This window comes from Actinophytocola sp., from assembly GCF_036402745.1.
Classification (GTDB): domain Bacteria; phylum Actinomycetota; class Actinomycetes; order Mycobacteriales; family Pseudonocardiaceae; genus Actinophytocola.
The window spans coordinates 1-16,960 of the sequence record NZ_DASWSJ010000093.1; the positions used below are offsets into that span (position 1 = coordinate 1).

Here is a 16,960-nt window from a genome sequence, read left to right on the forward strand (position 1 = left end):
CTCGCCATCAGCGCCCTACGACACGCCGGCGCCACCAACATCGCCCAAGCCCTCCGCCACATGACCCGAGACACCACACGACCACTCACACTGCTCGGAATCCACACATGACCAGCAACAACCGACTTTGACGGAACCCTGGCCCACTCCGGGGGCACCCCGTGTCTCTAGTCTATCGGGGGGTACCGACAAGAACGGGGTTTGCGGGTCAGCTGTGGACAACTGAGCGCGTTGTGGACAACTCGCGCTGAGCCTCGAATCTTTCCGTGCACCAGACGGGCCGGATCAGTTGCTCGCCCTCACGAGCGACCCCGGGCTGCGCTTCCAGCACACCGGTAAGCTGGACAAACGTGACGTCCAAGCCGCGCATCGTCAACGTTCTCGCCGACCGCTACGCCTCCCCGGAGCTAGCCACGCTGTGGTCCGCCGAGCACAAGATCAAGCTCGAGCGACGGCTGTGGATCGCCGTGCTCAAGGCCCAGGCCGAGCTCGGCGTGGCCGTCGGCGAGTCGGTCGTCGCCGACTATGAGCGGGTCGTCGACCAGGTCGATCTGGCCTCGATCGCGGCGCGTGAGCGGGTCACGCTGCACGACGTCAAGGCACGGATCGAGGAGTTCAGCGCGCTCGCCGGGCACGAGCAGGTGCACAAGGGCATGACCTCGCGCGACCTCACCGAAAACGTCGAGCAGCTGCAGATCCGCGACTCGCTCGTGCTGATGCGCGACCGGGTCGTCGCCGTGCTGTCCCGGCTGGCCGCCCTCGCCGCCGAGCACAGCGACCTGGTGCTGGCCGGCCGCTCGCACAACGTCGCCGCGCAGGCCACCACGCTGGGCAAGCGGTTCGCGTCCGCCGCGGAGGAGCTGCTCGTCGCCTTCGAGCGGCTGGAGGGGCTCATCGGGCGCTACCCGCTGCGTGGCATCCAGGGCCCGGTCGGCACCGCGCAGGACATGCTCGACCTGTTCGACGGTGATGTGTCCAAACTGGACGCGTTGCAGCGCAAGGTGGCCGAGCACCTGGGCTTCTCCCGGGTGCTCGACTCGGTGGGCCAGGTCTACCCGCGGTCGTTGGACTTCGACGTGGTCTCCACCCTCGTCCAGCTGGCCGCGGCACCGTCGTCGCTGGCCAAGACGATCCGGCTGATGGTCGGCCACGAGCTCGCCACCGAGGGCTTCCGGGCCGGCCAGGTCGGCTCGTCGGCCATGCCGCACAAGATGAACACCCGGTCCAGCGAGCGGGTCAACGGGTTCGCGGTGATCCTGCGCGGCTACGCGTCGATGACCGGCGAGCTGGCCGGCGACCAGTGGAACGAGGGCGACGTGTCGTGCTCGGTGGTGCGCCGGGTCGCGCTGCCGGACGCGTTCTTCGCGCTCGACGGGCTCATCGAGACGTTCCTGACCGTGCTCGACGGGTTCGGCGCGTACCCCGCGGTGATCGCCCGCGAGCTCGACCGGTACCTGCCGTTCCTCGCCACCACGAAGGTGCTGATGGCGCTCGTGCGGGCGGGGGTCGGCCGGGAGACCGCGCACGAGGCGATCAAGGAGCACGCCGTCGCCGTCGCGCTCGCCATGCGTGAGCAGGGCCAGGAGGGCAACGACCTGCTCGACCGGCTGGCCGCCGACCCGCGGATCCCGCTGGACCGGGCCCGGCTCGACGAGTTGCTCGCCGACCGGCTCTCGTTCACCGGGGTGGCCGGCGCGCAGGTGGCCGCGGTGGTCAAGCGGGTGGGCGAGGTGGCCGACCGGTTCGGTGACGTGGCCGCATATTCACCGGTGGCCATCCTGTAGCGGCGGCTACCGTGTCCGGGTGGCGACCGTATCCGAGCTGCTCTACTACCCGGTCAAGGGCTGCGCAGGCCTGTCCGTGCCGAGCCTGTCCATCACCCCGAAGGGGCCCGTGCACGACCGCACGTTCATGTTCGTGACCCCGGACGGCACGTTCCGCAGCCAGCGCAGCACCCCGCGGCTCGCGGTCGTGCGGCCCGCCGTCGTGCACGACGGTGCCAAGCTCACGCTGGCCGCGCCGGGCCATCCGGACGTGGCGGTGGCCGTGCGGCTCGCCGGCGAGCACGTGCCGGTGACGGTGCACGCCTGGTCCGGCTGGGGCGTCGACCAGGGTGACGACGCGGCCGAGTGGGGCTCGGCGGTGCTGGGCGAGCCGGTGCGGCTGATGCGCGTGCCGCCGGACCACGAGCGCCAGGTCGACGCGAAGCACGGCACGATCACCTACACCGACTCGACGGCGCTGCACCTCACCTCGCTGTCCTCTGTGGACGATCTGAACACACGCATCCTCGAGCGCGGCGCCGAGCCGGTGCCGATGGCCCGCTTCCGGCCGAACATCGTGGTGGCCGACAGCCCCGAGTACGCCGAGGACGACTTCCGGGAGATCCGCGTGGGCGGCACGGAGCTGCGCTGGGTCAAGCCGGACGTGCGCTGCCAGGTGACGATGGTCGACCAGGACGCCGGAAAGCCGGCCGGCCCGGAGCCGATCCGCACCCTCGCCTCCTACCGCCGTGAGCCGGAGGGCGGGGTGAGCTTCGGCATCAAGCTGGCCGTGCGCACCCCGGGCACCATCACCGTGGGCGACACCCTGTCGATCACGGGCTGACGCGAAGCACCGCCATCGAGCCGCGCTGCCGCGGTTCCGCACGCGCGAGGGCGGTCCGTCCGGCGGGCTACCAGGAATCCCGCCGACAGCATGGCTCGAACGCCAGGCCGGACGATTCGGCCAGACTGGACCGATGAGCTACGACTGGATCTCGTTCACGACCGACTACGGCATCGATGACGGGTTCGTCGCGGCCTGTGAAGGGGTCATCGCGAGGATCGCGCCCGGGCCGCGGGTCCTCCACGTCAGCCACACGGTCCCCGCTCAGGACGTGCGGCGCGGCGGGGCCATCCTCGCCCAGGCCGTGCCCTATCTGCCGCCCGCCGTGCACCTCGCGGTCGTCGATCCCGGGGTCGGCACCGACCGGCGGGGCATGGTGCTCGTCGCGGCCGAGGGGATTCTCGTCGGGCCGGACAACGGGTTGCTCATTCCCGCCGCCGAGCAGCTCGGCGGGGTTCGCGCCGCCTACCTCCTCGCCGAGCCGTCCTACCAGCTCTCCCGCGTCTCGGCCACCTTCCACGGCCGCGACGTCTTCGCCCCGGCCGCCGCGCACCTGGCCGCCGGCATCGCGCCGGAGAACTTCGGCGCATCCATCGACGTCGCCACCCTCGTCCGGCTGCCCGAGCCGGAAACGTTTGCCGAGCAAGGGAAGCTGACCACGGAGATCATGTCCGTGGACAGCTTCGGCAACATCCAGCTCGCCGCGACGGGCGCCGACCTCGACGCCTCCGGCGCGCTGCCGGGCACGTCGGCGCACGTCAACCTCGCGGGCCGCTCGGTCACCGCGACCGTCGGCCACACGTTCGGCGACGCCCCGGACGAGCGCCTGCTGGTCTACGTCGACTCCGCGGGCCGGGTCGCGCTCGCGCTCAACGGCGGCTCGGCCGCGGCCGACTTCAGCGCCAACCCGGGTGACCAGGTACTCCTCCTGTTCGCCCGCCCCTGAGCATTTCGCCCGACTGGTGCCGGCGTGTCACCTCGGTGTCAGGTGTCCGTCATCCCAGCATGGCGTCATGGGGAGCGTGACCGCCCGACTGCTCGTTTCACTGTCCGGGATCAACGCCTGGACGCTGGACCGCGCCGCCGACCTGAGCGACGAGCTCGCCACCCGCGGCGTGCCGCTGTCGCTCCTGCTCGCGCCGCGCGTGGCCGGCGCCGACCAGACCGGACCGGTGCTGTCCTGGGTCCGCGACCGCTGCGTCGCGGGCGACGCGTTGCTGCAGCACGGCTACGACCACGTCGCCGAGCCGCGGGAGCGCGCGATCGTCATCCGCAAGCGCGCCGAGTTCGCCGCGCTGCCCGCGCACGAGGCCGGCCTGCGGCTCATCGCCGCCGGCACCGCCATGGAGCGGCTCGGCATCGAGGCGCACGGGTTCGTGCCGCCGCGCTGGCTCGCCTCGCCGGGCACGCTGGTCGCACTGCGGCGCAAGGGCTTCGCGCTGTGCGCGGACCTCGTGGGCGTGCGTGACCTGCGCGCCGGAACGGTCCACAGAGGACGAGTGCAGGGCTTCGGGTTCGGCGAGCGGACCGAGCCGTGGTGGTGCTTCGCGCTGGTCATGGGCGCGGCCAGGATCGCCCGGCGGGGCGGCATGGTGCGCCTCGCGGTGGACACCGCCGACCTCGTCCGGTCCGGGCCGCGGCAGGCGCTGCTGGACGCGGTGGACATCGCCCTGCACCATGGCGCCCGCGCGGCGACCTACCCGGAGCTGGTCACACCTCGGCCGGCTCGCGCGGCGTGAGCACGCGCACCTCGGTGCCCTCCGGAGCGAGCCCGCTGAACCAGTTGTCGAAGGTCAGCCGCTTGCCGATGTCGCTGAGCAGCTCCTGGTGGATCGGCACGGCGACCCGGGGGGCGACCGCGCGCAGGAAGTCGACGGCCTCACCGGTCTTGAGCCACGGCGCCGCGCTCGGCAGCCCCAGCACGTCGACCTTCTGCTCGGGCACGAACAACGCGTCGCCCGGGTGGTAGAACGCGCCGCCGCCGACCACGTAGCCGACGTTGGGCGGCACCGGGACATCCCGGTGGATCACCGCGTGCTCGCCACCCACCACGGTGACCTCCGCGCCGGCCAGCGTCAGGTTGTCGCCGGGGCGGACCTGCTCGGCGGCGAGCTCGAGCTTCGCGGTGACCTCGATCGAGCCCGGGTCGACGATCAGTGCGGCCGTGGGGTTGGCCTCGACCAGCGCCGGCAGCCGGTCGGCGTCGAGGTGGTCGAAGTGCTGGTGGGTGATCAGGATCGCGTCGAGGTCGCGGACGCCCTCGAACCCCGAGGAGAACACGCCGGGATCGAAGAGCAGCCGGGCCGAGCCGGTGTCCAGCAGCACGCATGAGTGTCCGAAGTGAACAATGTGCACAGCGCCAGGCTAGTCCTCGAGGCCATCGCGCTGGTCGCTACCGGCGAGTAGCCTGTGGGGCGGAAGCCGACCAGGGAGGCCCGCATGACCACCGTCCAGGCCGAGTCCGCGACCACCGAGCCGACGACGCGCGAGACGTTCGACTCGCTCGACCCGGCCACCGACGAGGTCGTCGGCACGTATCCCGTGCACACCGCCGAGGACGTCGGGGAGGCGGTCGCGCGGGCCCGCGAAGCGGCGGACTGGTGGGCCTCGCTGGGCTTCGCCGGCCGGGCGGAGCGGCTGCGGCGCTGGAAGGGCGTGCTCACCCGGCGGTCGGCGCAGCTGGCCGAGCTGGTGCACGCGGAGACCGGCAAGCCGCACGGCGACGCGATGCTGGAGATCGTGCTGGCCATCGACCACACGGCGTGGGCGGCCAAGCACGCGCGCAAGGTGCTGGGCTCGCACCGGCGGTCGGCCGGGCTGCTGATGGCCAACCAGGCGGCGACGGTGGAGTACCAGCCGCTCGGCGTCGTCGGCGTCATCGGGCCGTGGAACTACCCGGTGTTCACGCCGATGGGCTCGATCGCCTACGCGCTCGCCGCCGGCAACGCGGTCGTGTTCAAGCCGTCGGAGTACACCCCGGGGGTCGGCACGTGGCTCGCGGACGCGTTCGCCGAGGTCGTGCCGGAGCAGGCGGTGTTCCAGGTGGTCACCGGCTTCGGTGCCACCGGGGCGGCGCTGTGCCGGGCGGGCGTCGGCAAGCTGGCGTTCACCGGGTCGCCCGGCACCGGCAAGAAGATCATGGCCGCGTGCGCGGAGACGCTCACGCCGGTGCTGATCGAGGCGGGCGGCAAGGACGCGCTGCTGGTCGACGCCGACGCGGACATCGCGGCGGCCGCCGACGCGGCGGTGTGGGGCGGTATGTCCAACGCCGGCCAGACGTGTGTCGGTGTCGAGCGCGTGTACGTGCACGAGAAGGTCTACGACGACTTCGTGGCCAAGGTCGTCGAGGTGGCCAAGGGCGTGCGCGCCGGCTCGGACGCGGAGGCCAAGATCGGCCCGATCACGATGCCCGGCCAGCTCGAGATCATCAAGGAGCACATCGCGGACGCCCTGTCCCGCGGCGGCAAGGCCCTCGTGGGCGGCGCGGACGCGGTGGGCGAGCGCTACGTCCAGCCCACGGTCCTGGTCGACGTCCCGGAGGACTCGAGCGCGGTGCGCGACGAGACCTTCGGCCCGACGCTCACCATCGCGAAGGTCCGCGACATGGACGAGGCGATCGAGAAGGCCAACGACTCCCGCTACGGCCTGGCGTCGACGGTGTTCTCGAAGGCCCGCGGCGTGGAGCTGGCGCGGCGGCTGCGTTCGGGCATGACCGCGGTCAACAGCGTCATCAGCTTCGCCGGCATCCCGTCCCTGCCGTTCGGCGGCGTCGGCGACTCAGGCTTCGGCCGCATCCACGGCCCGGAGGGCCTGCGGGAGTTCGCCCGCGCCAAGGCCATCGCCCGCCAGCGCTTCCGCCCGCCCCTGTCGCTGACGACCTTCACCCGAACCGCGAAGACCGACGCGACCGTGGCCAAGCTGATCACCCTGCTGCACGGCAAGCGCCGCTGACCCTCCTCAGGCGCGGATGAGGTCCGCCGCCTTCTCCGCGATCATGATCGTCGGGGCGTTCGTGTTCCCCCGGGGCACGACGGGCATCACGCTCGCGTCGACCACTCGCAGGCCCTCGACGCCCTCGACGCGCAGCGACGGGTCGACCACCGTGCCGATCGCGCACGTGCCCACGGGGTGGTAGAGCGTCTGGGTCACCGCGCGCACGTGCGCGCGCAGCTCCTCGTCGGTGACCCCGTCCAGCCGGGCCGGCATGAACGGGCCGGCCAGGAACCGGGACAGCGGCGCGTGCGCGCCGATCTCGATCATGGTCCGCAGCGCCGACACCATCGTGTCCATGTCGATCGGCTCGCTGTAGTAGGCCGGGTCGATCGCCGGGCGCCACCGCGGGTCCGCCGACCGCAGCCGCAGCCTGCCGCGGCTCGCCACGTCCACGAGCGTCGCGCCGGCGGTGAAGCCGGGGACCGTCGGCTCGCGCATCCCGTTGTCGTAGAACAACGTCGGCGCGATGTGGACCTGGATGTCCGGCGCGGGCAGGCCCGGCCGGGTCGCGTAGAAGGCACCCGACTCGCCGACGTTGGACGCGAACGGGCCCCGGCCGGTCAGCTTCCAGCGCAGCAGCGCGCCGGTGCCGGCCAGGTTCACGAGGTCCGAGGTCCCCCGGGTGCGCCACAGGATCGCCGCCGCCGGGTGGTCGTGGAGGTTCTCGCCCACCTCCGCCACGTTGGCCACGACCTCGATGCCGTGCGTCCGCAGGTGCTCGGCGGGCCCGATCCCGGACAGCATCAGTAGCTGCGGGGAGTTGACCGCCCCGCCGGACAGCAGCACCTCGCCGTCGACGTGGACGTCGGACTCGGTGCCGTGCCGCGAGTAGCGCACGCCGGTCGCCTTGGTGCCGGCGAACAGCACCCGGGACACCAGCGCGTCGGTCCGCACGGTCAGGTTCGACCGCTCGAGCGCCGGCCGCAGGTAGGCGTCCGCGGTCGACCAGCGGTGCCCGTTGCGGCACGTCACCTGGTAGAGCCCCGCGCCCTCCTGGGTGACCCCGTTGAAGTCGTCGTTCGGCTTGAGGCCCCACGACACCGCCGCGTCCACCCAGGCGTGCGACAGCTCATGGGTGTAGCGGCGGTCCTCGACGTGCAGTGGCCCGTCCGTGCCGTGCAGCGGACCGGACAGGCGCGTGTTCCGCTCGGCCTTGACGAAGTACGGCAGCACCTCGTCATAACCCCAGCCGACCGCGCCGTGCGCGTCGCGCCAGCCGTCGTAGTCGGCGCGGTTGCCCCGGATGTAGATCATCGCGTTCATCGATGAGCAGCCGCCGAGGACCTTCGCCCGCGGCCAGTACGCCGGCCGGCCGCCGAGATGCTTCTGCTCGACGGTGTCGTAGTTCCAGTCGTAGCGCGTCTTGAACAGCGTCGAGAACGCCGCCGGGATCTGGATCTCCTCGGCGCCGTCCTCGCCGCCCGCCTCGAGCAGCAGCACCCGCACCGCCGGGTCCTCGGTAAGCCGGTTGGCCAGCACGCAGCCCGCGCTGCCCGCACCCACCACCACGTAGTCGAAGGTCTCCGTCACGGCGCCTCCTCGGGGTCAACCCTGGAGACTGCCACGGCGGCCACCCCGCGGCTACAGCGTCGCGAGGATCTCCCGCTCCTCGTCCGGCGACAGCCCGGCCTTGCGCTCCCGGTCCAGGCCCAGCTCCCGCTCGCGGGCCAAGGCGTCGGCGACCGCGTCGGCCAGCGGGCGGACCGGCATGCCGGCCTCGAGGGACGGCGTGGCGTCGTGCGACTTCATGCCGTCGTACTCCGGGGGCAGCCACAGCGGCAGTGACCGCGGCCCGCCCCACGGGTTGACCTCGGCGGCGGTGAGCTGGTCCGGCGACGCCTTCACGACCTCGACGTCGACCCCCACCGCCTCGATGATCTCCGCCAGCACCGTGCCCAGCGGCCGCGCCGGGTTGATGGCGTCGAAGTCGCCGGCGAGGTTCTTCTCCCCGGCGTCGACGATCCACTCCGCGAAGTCCCGCACGTCGATGAACTGGATGGGCTGCTCCGGCGCGTCCGGCACGAGCACCCGGCCGCCCCGGGCGAACCGGCCCGGCCAGTAGCCGAACCGGTCGCTGCGGTCCCACGACCCCGTGATCAGCCCCGGCCGCACGACGAACGCGCGGTCGCCCATGACCTCGCGGACGAGGTTCTCACTCGCCACCTTGATCCCGCCGTAGAGCAGCACGCCGTCCTCGCCCGCGGCGGCCATCTCCTCGCGGGTGGCGTGCTGGGTGAGCGGCGGGACGAGCGGCCCGGTGGCCGGGGTCTGCCCGGGTGTGCCGTTGTCGGCGTAGACGTTGATCGTCGAGACGAACGTCCAGTGCCGCGCCCGGTCCGCGAACGCCCGCAGCGCCCGGTCGACCCACGGGTAGGACAGGGGGGACACGTCGACCACCGCGTCGAAGCTCTCGCCGGCCAGCGGCGCCAGCCCGTCCTCGGCGTCCCGGTCCACCTTCGCCAGCGTCGCGCCCTCCGGCACCGAGCCGGACTCGCCGCGCGCCGCGCACACCACCTCGTGCCCCCGCCGCACGGCCTCGGCCGCCACCGCGTGCCCGACGAAGATCGTTCCACCGAGTACCAGAAGTCGCATGCGTCCCACCCTGTCCCCATCGCCCGGCCCGCCGCTACCGATCTCGCGGACGGCGAACCGGTGCTCGGTCAAGAAGCACTAGATCCGCCGCAGCACGAAGTCCGCCGCCGCGCTGCCGGTGAGCAGCGCGTTCATCCGGCCGTCCAGCACGTAGTCGCCGTACGGGGTCACCGCGACCGTCGTCGGCGCCAGGTCCGGCCACGGCCGGGTCGACACCGGAATCGCGGCCCGGCCGCCGGCGACCAGTCGCAGCTCGTGCACCGCGGGTGCGCTGCCGGGAACGCCGGCGAGCGTGTTGGTGACCACGACCAGCGTGCCGTCCGGCCGCAGCGCCATCCCGTCGCCGCCGACGAGCGGCGTCGGCGTCCACACCTCGGTCAGCTCACCGCGGGAGATCCGGTAGAGCGCGCCCGTCGTGTAGTTGACCACCACCAGGTAGCCGTCCGGGTGCCACACGACGCCGTTCGCGCCGATGGACGGTCCCAGCCGGGGGTCGCTGACCACGGTCGACACCTCGCCCGCGGGTGTCACCCGGTAGACCGCGCCGGCCTGCGTGTCGGTCACGTAAGCCGTGCCGGACGGGGTGAGCACGAGGTCGTTGGCCGCGCGCTCGCCGGGCACGTCGCTCGCCAGGCTCACCAACCGGATGCGCTCGCCGGTGCGCAGGTCGTAGACGGCGACGCCGGTGGGTCCCGGCGCCACCGGGTTCCCGTACACGGCGAGGATCCGGTGCCGGGCGACGTCGACCTTGATCCCCAGGTAGGCGATCAACTCGGGGTCGGAGACCACGGTCCGGTTCACCCCGTCCCGGCCGACCGCGGTGATGCGGGCGGGAGAGCCGACCGACCCGACGAGCAGCGCCTGCCTGGTCGGGTCCCAGGCCACACCTTCGGGGAACTGGTTGGGCGCGGCCGGCTGCAGCACCGCGGGAAGGCCGCCACGCTCCGCGACCGCGGGCGCCGCGCCCGGCACGGCCGCCACACCCAGCACCAGGCCGAGCATCGTGGCGATCAGAATTCTTCGCATCGTTCTCCTCCAGGAGGGTTGAGCAGTCGCCCCAAATGCTGCCCGGGCACCGGCCCGCCGCCCAGGTTTCTGGTCAGCCGGGGGTCGGCCCGACCCTGGGTCTGACAGACCCACGTTCGGGCCCACCCGATCAGGGATACTCGGGTGCATGGACCGCCGCAGCGAGCTGACCGAGTTCCTGCGGTCGTGCCGGGCCCGCAGGCTCCCCGAGGACCTCGGCGTCACCCCCGTCCTCGGTCGTCGCCGGGTCCCCGGCCTGCGCCGCGAGGAGCTCGCCCAGGCCGCTTCGGTGAGCGTCGACTACTACGTCCGGCTCGAGCAGGGCCGGCTGCGCAACCCGTCCGAGGCGGTACTCGACTCGGTGGCCACAGCGCTCGCGCTGGACCCCGCCGAGCGCCGCCACCTGCACAACCTCGCCCGGCCGAGGCGCACCCGCGAGCCCGCCCTGCTCCCGACCGTCCGGCCGACGCTGCAGGCCATGCTCGACGCCTCGGCCGTGCCGGCCGCGATCTACGGGCACCGCGGCGAGGTCATGGCGTGGAACGACCTCGCGGCCGCGTTGCTGATCGACTTCGGTGCCGTGCCGGCCGAGCGGCGGAACATGCCCTGGCTGCTGTTCACCGACGACGAGGTCGCGTCCCGGTTCGCCGACTGGGAGGGCAAGGCCCGTGACCTGGTCGCCCAGCTGCGGATGGCGGCCGGCGCCGACCCCGACGACACGACGCTGGCCGCGCTCATCGGCGAGCTGTCCGTCCGCAGCGCCGACTTCACCCGGATCTGGGCGGGGTACCGGGTGCGGGAGAAGAGCCGCGGCAGCCACCGCTACCGGCACCCGGTTGTGGGCGAGTTCACGCTGCACTACGAGTCGTTCCGGCTGCCCGAGGAGCCGAACCAGTCGCTGGTCTGCCAGTTCGCCGAGCCGGGAACGCCTGATGAGCAGGCCTTGGCGCTCCTCGCGTCGTGGACGGCCGGCACCGGGCGTCTCGAAAGGGTGAACCCGCAGCTCAGGTAGGCTTTCGGGGTCACCCGGTCCCACCAGAGTTCAGGAGCTGCCTGTCGTGGCCCGAGTCGTCGTCGACGTCATGCCCAAGCCCGAGATCCTCGACCCGCAGGGTCAGGCCGTCGCCAAGGCCCTGCCCCGGCTGGGGTTCTCCGGGATCTCCGATGTCCGTCAGGGCAAGCACTTCGAGCTGGAGGTGGACGACTCCGTCGACGACGAGACGCTCGCCAAGATCGCCGAAGGCTTCCTGTCCAACCCGGTGATCGAGGACTTCACCGTCCGGCGGGTGGGGTCGTGACCGTCGAGACGAAGGTCGGTGTCATCACCTTCCCCGGCACGCTCGACGACGCCGACGCGGCCCGCGCGGTGCGCTACGCCGGCGCCGAACCGGTCGCGCTCTGGCACGGCGACGCCGACCTGCGCGGCGTGGCGGCCGTCATCGTGCCCGGCGGGTTCTCCTACGGCGACTACCTGCGGGCCGGCGCCATCGCCCGGTTCGCGCCGGTGATGGACGAGGTCGTGGCCGCGGCCCGCGGCGGCATGCCGGTGCTCGGCATCTGCAACGGCTTCCAGATCCTGTGCGAGGCGGGCCTGCTGCCCGGCGCGCTGCTGCGCAACGGCGGCCTGCACTTCGTCTGCCGGGACCAGCCGCTGCGCGTCGAGCGCACGTCGACCGCGTGGACCAGCCGCTACGCCGCCGGCGCCGAGATCGTCATCCCGGTCAAGAACATGGACGGCCGGTTCACGGCGCCCAAGTCCACTGTGGACGAGCTGGAGGGCGAGGGCCGGGTGGTCTTCCGCTACACCGGCTCGAACCCGAACGGCTCGGTGTCCGACATCGCCGGGATCAGCTCGGCGGACGGCCGGATCGTCGGCCTCATGCCACATCCCGAGCACGCCGTCGACCCGCTCACCGGACCCGGTGCCGACGGCCTCGAGATGTTCCGCGCCGCGGTCGAGGCGGTGGTGTCGGCATGACCGCCACGGTGCAGGTCGACACGGTGTCGGTCGCCTCGGCCACGCCGGACATCGAGCAGCCCTACCGTGAGCTGGGCCTCAAGGAAGACGAGTACGCGCGCATCCGCGAGATCCTCGGCCGCCGGCCCACCGACGCGGAGCTCGCCATGTACTCGGTGATGTGGAGCGAGCACTGCTCCTACAAGTCCTCCAAGGTCCACCTGGCCTACTTCGGCCAGACCACCACCGACGAGATGCGGGCTTCGATGCTCGCCGGCATCGGCGAGAACGCCGGCGTGGTCGACATCGGCGACGGCTGGGCGGTGACGTTCAAGGTCGAGTCGCACAACCATCCGTCCTATGTGGAGCCCTACCAGGGCGCGGCCACCGGTGTCGGCGGGATCGTGCGGGACATCCTCGCGATGGGTGCCCGCCCGCTGGCGGTGATGGACCCGCTGCGGTTCGGCGCGCCGGACGCGGCCGACACCCGGCGGGTGCTGCCGGGTGTGGTGGCCGGCGTCGGCGGCTACGGCAACTGCCTCGGCCTGCCCAACATCGGCGGCGAGGTCGTCTTCGACGAGTCCTACCAGGGCAATCCGCTGGTCAACGCGCTGTGCGTCGGTGCGATGCGAGTCGAGGACCTGCACCTCGCGCACGCGTCGGGTACCGGCAACAAGGTCATCCTGTTCGGCGCCCGGACGGGCCTCGACGGCATCGGCGGCGTCTCGGTGCTCGCCTCGGACTCCTTCGCCGGCGACGAGGGCGGCTCCGGGCGCAAGAAGCTGCCGAGCGTGCAGGTGGGCGACCCGTTCACCGAGAAGGTGCTCATCGAGTGCTGCCTGGAGCTGTTCCAGGCGGGCCTGGTCGTGGGCATCCAGGACCTCGGCGGCGCGGGCCTGTCCTGCGCCACCAGCGAGCTGGCCTCGGCCGGCGACGGCGGCATGCACGTGTGGCTCGACCGGGTTCCGTTGCGCGCCAAGGGGATGACGCCGGCGGAGATCCTGTCCTCGGAGTCGCAGGAGCGGATGTGCGCGGTCGTCCGCCCGTCCGATGTGGACGCGTTCCTGCGGGTGTGCGCGAAGTGGGACGTCACGGCCACCGACATCGGCGAGGTCACCGACGGCGACCGGCTGGTGATCACCTGGCACGGCGACACCGTCGTGGACGTGCCGCCGCGGACGGTCGCGCACGAGGGGCCGGTGTACCAGCGCCCGATCGTGCGCCCGGCCGACCAGACCACGCTGGTCGCCGACGTCCCCGACGCCCTGGCCCGGCCGTCCACTCCGGACACGCTGCGGACCGAGATCCTGCGGATGGCCGGGTCGCCGAACCTGTCCTCGCGGCGCTGGGTCACCGAGCAGTACGACCGGTACGTACGCGGTAGCACCGTGCTGGCCCAGCCGTCGGACGCCGGCATGATCCGGATCGACGAGGCCAGCGGCCGCGGCGTCGCGATGTCGTGCGACTGCAACGCCCGGTTCGCGCGGCTCGACCCGTACTCGGGTGCGCAGCTGGCGTTGGCGGAGGCGTACCGGAACGTGGCGGTGTCCGGGGCGCGGCCGGTCGCGGTCACCAACTGCCTCAACTTCGGCTCGCCCGAGGATCCCGGCGTGATGTGGCAGTTCGAGCAGGCCGTGCGTGGCCTGGCGGACGGCTGCGCCGAGCTCGGCATCCCGGTGACCGGCGGCAACGTGAGCTTCTACAACCAGACCGGCGCCACCCCCATCCTGCCGACTCCCGTGGTGGGCGTCCTCGGCGTCATCGACGACGTCCGCACCCGAATCCCGACGGGCATCGGCGCACCGGGCGACACGCTGGTACTGCTGGGCGAGACCCGCGAGGAGCTGGGCGGTTCCGAGTGGGCGCACGTCGTGCACGGCCACCTCGGCGGCCGCCCGCCGGCGGTCGACCTGGCGCGCGAGAAGCTGATCGGCGAGGTCCTGCGCTCCGGCGACGTGTCCGCAGCGCATGACCTGTCGGATGGCGGCCTGGCCCAGACCCTGGTCGAGGCGTGCCTGCACGCGGGGACCGGCTGCCGCGTCGAGCTCGCCGGTGACCTGTTCGTGGCCCTGTTCAGCGAGTCGTCCGGCCGGGTCCTGGTGGCCATCCCGCCCACGTCGGTCGACGCGTTCACGTCCCACTGCACCGAGCGCGGCCTGCCCTGGCAGCGCCTGGGCGTCGTGGAACCGAACCAGGACTTGGTGATCGAGGGCCTGGCCCCGCTGCCGCTGCCCGAGCTGCGTGAGGTGTGGGAGGCGACGCTGCCGGCACTGTTCGGCTGAGCCCCGTTCGGCTGAGCCCGCGTTCAGAGCGCGGTGAAGTTGAGCACGCACCAGCCACCGTTCTGCCGAGGGTCGACGGCGCTCACCCATCCGGTGACGGTGCCGCCGGTCTGGGTGCCGGTGAGGTCGGCGTCGACCGCGGCGTACTGGGTGAGCGGCTGGTCCTCGACGACGAGGTTCGCGCCCTTGGCGACGGCCCGCGCGATCTCGTCGGTGACGAGCGTGTTGTCGCAGAGCAGGGACGAGGCGCTGTCGACGTCCCCGGCGTTGACCGCACTCACGAACTCGTGGACGAACCGGAGGCCACCGACCGTCCCGGGCTCCTCCCGAGGCTCGTCGACGTGGACAGGCGCCGCAACGACCTCAGCGGCCAGCGGCGTACCCGCGATGGCCCGCCCGGGCAACACGAACGCGAGCACCGCAAGCCCCCCAACAGCGAAGACGACGAGCACCCCAAGAGCGACCAACCCACCGCGGTAATGACTCATACCTGGTCCGACGCCGCCCAGCCCGACGGGATCCGCCAGGCGACGCCACGTAAGGCTTCCGTCATGACTTCAGCCGAGATGGCCGGCCGCCGGTGGTCTCGAGTAACCCGACCACGCAAGAGCCGCACGCGCCGGTGACAGTGGATGCGTGCGGCTCTTGTCGAACCTCTGCAGAACGTTCCGGTCAGTTGCCGGAATCGGTGCCGCCGCGCATGGGGGTCCTCTCGTTTACGGGCAAGTTGTTGCCTGTGTATCACCGTCGGGTGCTTTTCCCCTGCATTTACGCTCGTCGCCACGCCACGGATATTCCGTAGTTGGCCAGGGGTTGGCAGGCCTCCGTGAAGGTGTGCTCGGCCTCGCCGAGCGGTGTCACCTTAATCCATCGGTCGTCGCCGGGCCCCGGCCGGTCGTATCGTTCACGGTCGGCGACGTCCGCATACCACCAGACCGCGTCCGGTGGTTCGGCTTCATCGAACCTGATGCGAATAGTCAGGCCACTTGTCGGCGTGGTCTTGGACCGCCGACCTGGAGCGATGCCGTAGTGATCGATTTCTACGTTGATCGCCCGCCGCTCGGTATCGACATCGCTTGCCGTGGCTTCGGAGGAGAAGTAATGCTGCTCGCCACGACGAAGCGGCGAGGGAAAGACGAGCTTGGTGAGGATGGGTTCGCCGGGTCGGGAGGGGATCCGCAGTTCTCGGCAGCCCCAGAGGGCTCGCACGGGTATGGACGATGAAGCATCGTCCATCTCCGGCAGCGCACGTGCGGTGTAGTACGCGACGTCGTCTTCCTTGGCCGTGATGAGTCGTTCGGTGATGCGGCGTTGGACGAAGCGTCCCTTCATGAACACAGTCGTGACGAAGAGGTCCGCGAACACCGGCTGGGCGCCTCTCGACGGCCGCCGGTAGGTCGGCAGAGTGGTGTCGTTGAAGTACTCCTGCCACTCCGCGGGATGCTCGCGAAGGTAGTCCAGACGTTCGTCCACAGCGTGGCCGAGCATGCGAATGCCCACGCCCCACCAGTGTCGTAACGCGTCGTAGCCGTGCTGCTTGCCCGAGGGCTGGGTGCCGAAGTCGCCGCGGTCACGGGCGACGGCCAGCCGTTTGTCGATGCTCGATTCGCGGTTCACCAAATCCATGTGCAATGCGGCCGTCAGCGCTGTGCGTTCGTCGTGGAACTCGATCCGGCGGACCTCGTCCTGAACGAGTCGCCACAATGCCTTCGCGCGTTGGTCGGTCATTCCGCCACGCGGCATCGCCGACGGCACGCCTTCGACCAATGCGCGGAGCGCGGCGGATTTTCCGGTCGATCCGGTAGACCGATGGAGTTCCTGGAAGGCGTGTTGAAGCGTTGGTTCGACGCGGTCGGGCGCACTTGCCGCAAGCCACCGTAATCCGGCTTCTCGCGGCGACGGGGAACCGTCCGGTTTCCGGGTCAAGGGCCTGCCTCACTATCGACTCACCATGTACTTCCCGTACTACCACCAAACCGCGGGAAGAGTCCATGGATCGGGTGGTGGCCGGCTGCGCCTGCCCTGGGAAGTCGTTCACTGGTAAGCACGGTGGACAAAGCGCATCGTGAGAGTTGGACACGTGCAAATTCCGTGGCCGCGCCGGTGATCGGCTGTCGCTTCTGCCGCCTGTTCGAGAGGTGGGGGTGCACATGCACGAGAACGAGAAGACACACGCGACTACGAGGCCCCAGCTGCGTTTCGTTGCGAAGTTGGTGGCCGGACTGAGCGGGCTGGGCAGCGTTGGCGTCGGACTGTGGCTGCTCGGTCCCGCAGCGAGCTACTTCCTCGGCCTGCTGTTGCTGCTCGCGACGGTGGGTCTCACCTGGACGGCGGTCTTCAGCCCGCGGGAGGAGCCGATCAAACGGCTGGAGCGCCTGATCAAGGCCTTACGTGGGAGACGTGGCCGGTGAGTCAGGAGCGGACCAGGCCCAGTTCCTCGTCGCGTGTCGGGTCCACGTTCCAGCCTGGTGGGAGGTGGTGGGCGTGGCGCAGCGAGACCTGC

The 16,960-nt window shown here is 71.5% G+C and carries 16 protein-coding genes; 10 read left to right on the forward strand and 6 right to left on the reverse strand.

The features are described from left to right. Positions 1-350 precede the first annotated feature (350 nt). The 4 genes from purB to VGD70_RS09125 all read left to right on the forward strand — a co-directional run bounded on the left by purB (position 351) and on the right by VGD70_RS09125 (position 4,346). Positions 351-1,784, forward strand: a complete 1,434-nt coding sequence (gene purB / locus VGD70_RS09110; protein ID WP_331080059.1) for an adenylosuccinate lyase — start codon at positions 351-353, stop codon at positions 1,782-1,784. A gap of 19 nt (positions 1,785-1,803) precedes the next feature. Then, on the forward strand, positions 1,804-2,607 hold the full coding sequence (locus tag VGD70_RS09115; protein ID WP_331080061.1) for an MOSC domain-containing protein: 804 nt from the start codon (positions 1,804-1,806) through the stop codon (positions 2,605-2,607). Positions 2,608-2,740: 133 nt separating this feature from the next. After that, positions 2,741-3,553: an SAM-dependent chlorinase/fluorinase gene (locus VGD70_RS09120; RefSeq protein ID WP_331080063.1), complete on the forward strand. Its 813-nt coding sequence runs from the start codon at positions 2,741-2,743 to the stop codon at positions 3,551-3,553. Between the two features lie 67 nt (positions 3,554-3,620). Next, positions 3,621-4,346: a DUF2334 domain-containing protein gene (locus VGD70_RS09125; protein ID WP_331080064.1), complete on the forward strand. Its 726-nt coding sequence runs from the start codon at positions 3,621-3,623 to the stop codon at positions 4,344-4,346. Here the strand turns inward: VGD70_RS09125 and VGD70_RS09130 are convergent. Then, on the reverse strand, positions 4,318-4,962 hold the full coding sequence (locus tag VGD70_RS09130) for an MBL fold metallo-hydrolase (RefSeq protein ID WP_331080066.1): 645 nt from the start codon (positions 4,960-4,962) through the stop codon (positions 4,318-4,320). The genes VGD70_RS09125 and VGD70_RS09130 overlap by 29 nt on opposite strands. An 84-nt stretch (positions 4,963-5,046) precedes the next feature. Between VGD70_RS09130 and VGD70_RS09135 the strand changes: the two genes are divergently transcribed. Next, the gene (locus tag VGD70_RS09135) at positions 5,047-6,558 is read left to right on the forward strand and encodes an aldehyde dehydrogenase family protein (RefSeq protein ID WP_331080068.1); all 1,512 of its coding nucleotides are present in this window, start codon (positions 5,047-5,049) and stop codon (positions 6,556-6,558) included. 6 nt (positions 6,559-6,564) lie between these two features. On the opposite strand, the gene VGD70_RS09140 is transcribed toward VGD70_RS09135, so the two are convergent. From VGD70_RS09140 to VGD70_RS09150, 3 genes are all read right to left on the reverse strand, one after another. After that, positions 6,565-8,130 (reverse strand): GMC family oxidoreductase, encoded by a 1,566-nt coding sequence (locus VGD70_RS09140; protein WP_331080070.1) that lies wholly within the window; start codon positions 8,128-8,130, stop codon positions 6,565-6,567. Between the two features lie 51 nt (positions 8,131-8,181). Beyond that, positions 8,182-9,192, reverse strand: coding sequence for an NAD-dependent epimerase/dehydratase family protein (locus VGD70_RS09145; protein ID WP_331080071.1), 1,011 nt, complete (start codon positions 9,190-9,192; stop codon positions 8,182-8,184). Between the two features lie 78 nt (positions 9,193-9,270). Continuing rightward, positions 9,271-10,218 (reverse strand): hypothetical protein, encoded by a 948-nt coding sequence (locus VGD70_RS09150; RefSeq protein WP_331080073.1) that lies wholly within the window; start codon positions 10,216-10,218, stop codon positions 9,271-9,273. A 148-nt stretch (positions 10,219-10,366) separates the two neighbouring features. Between VGD70_RS09150 and VGD70_RS09155 the strand changes: the two genes are divergently transcribed. From VGD70_RS09155 to purL, 4 genes are read left to right on the forward strand one after another with little or no spacing between them, the layout of a single operon-like run. Continuing rightward, a complete protein-coding gene (locus VGD70_RS09155) occupies positions 10,367-11,230 on the forward strand; it encodes a helix-turn-helix transcriptional regulator (protein WP_331080075.1) in 864 nt (287 codons plus the stop codon). A gap of 46 nt (positions 11,231-11,276) precedes the next feature. Then, positions 11,277-11,516, forward strand: a complete 240-nt coding sequence (gene purS / locus VGD70_RS09160; protein WP_331080076.1) for a phosphoribosylformylglycinamidine synthase subunit PurS — start codon at positions 11,277-11,279, stop codon at positions 11,514-11,516. After that, complete coding sequence (purQ, locus tag VGD70_RS09165) at positions 11,513-12,196, forward strand: phosphoribosylformylglycinamidine synthase subunit PurQ (RefSeq protein WP_331080078.1); 684 nt, start codon at positions 11,513-11,515, stop codon at positions 12,194-12,196. The genes purS and purQ overlap by 4 nt, the downstream gene beginning before the upstream one ends. After that, positions 12,193-14,457 carry a phosphoribosylformylglycinamidine synthase subunit PurL gene (purL, locus tag VGD70_RS09170; RefSeq protein ID WP_331080079.1) on the forward strand — a complete coding sequence of 755 codons (2,265 nt, stop codon included), beginning with the start codon at positions 12,193-12,195 and terminating at the stop codon, positions 14,455-14,457. The genes purQ and purL overlap by 4 nt, the downstream gene beginning before the upstream one ends. 23 nt (positions 14,458-14,480) lie before the next feature. On the opposite strand, the gene VGD70_RS09175 is transcribed toward purL, so the two are convergent. Next, entirely contained in the window at positions 14,481-14,876 is a 396-nt protein-coding gene (locus VGD70_RS09175; RefSeq protein ID WP_331080081.1) for a hypothetical protein, read from the reverse strand. A gap of 349 nt (positions 14,877-15,225) precedes the next feature. Then, positions 15,226-16,185 (reverse strand): hypothetical protein, encoded by a 960-nt coding sequence (locus VGD70_RS09180; RefSeq protein ID WP_331080083.1) that lies wholly within the window; start codon positions 16,183-16,185, stop codon positions 15,226-15,228. A 422-nt stretch (positions 16,186-16,607) separates the two neighbouring features. Between VGD70_RS09180 and VGD70_RS09185 the strand changes: the two genes are divergently transcribed. Next, complete coding sequence (locus VGD70_RS09185) at positions 16,608-16,868, forward strand: hypothetical protein (protein WP_331080085.1); 261 nt, start codon at positions 16,608-16,610, stop codon at positions 16,866-16,868. Positions 16,869-16,960 lie beyond the last annotated feature (92 nt).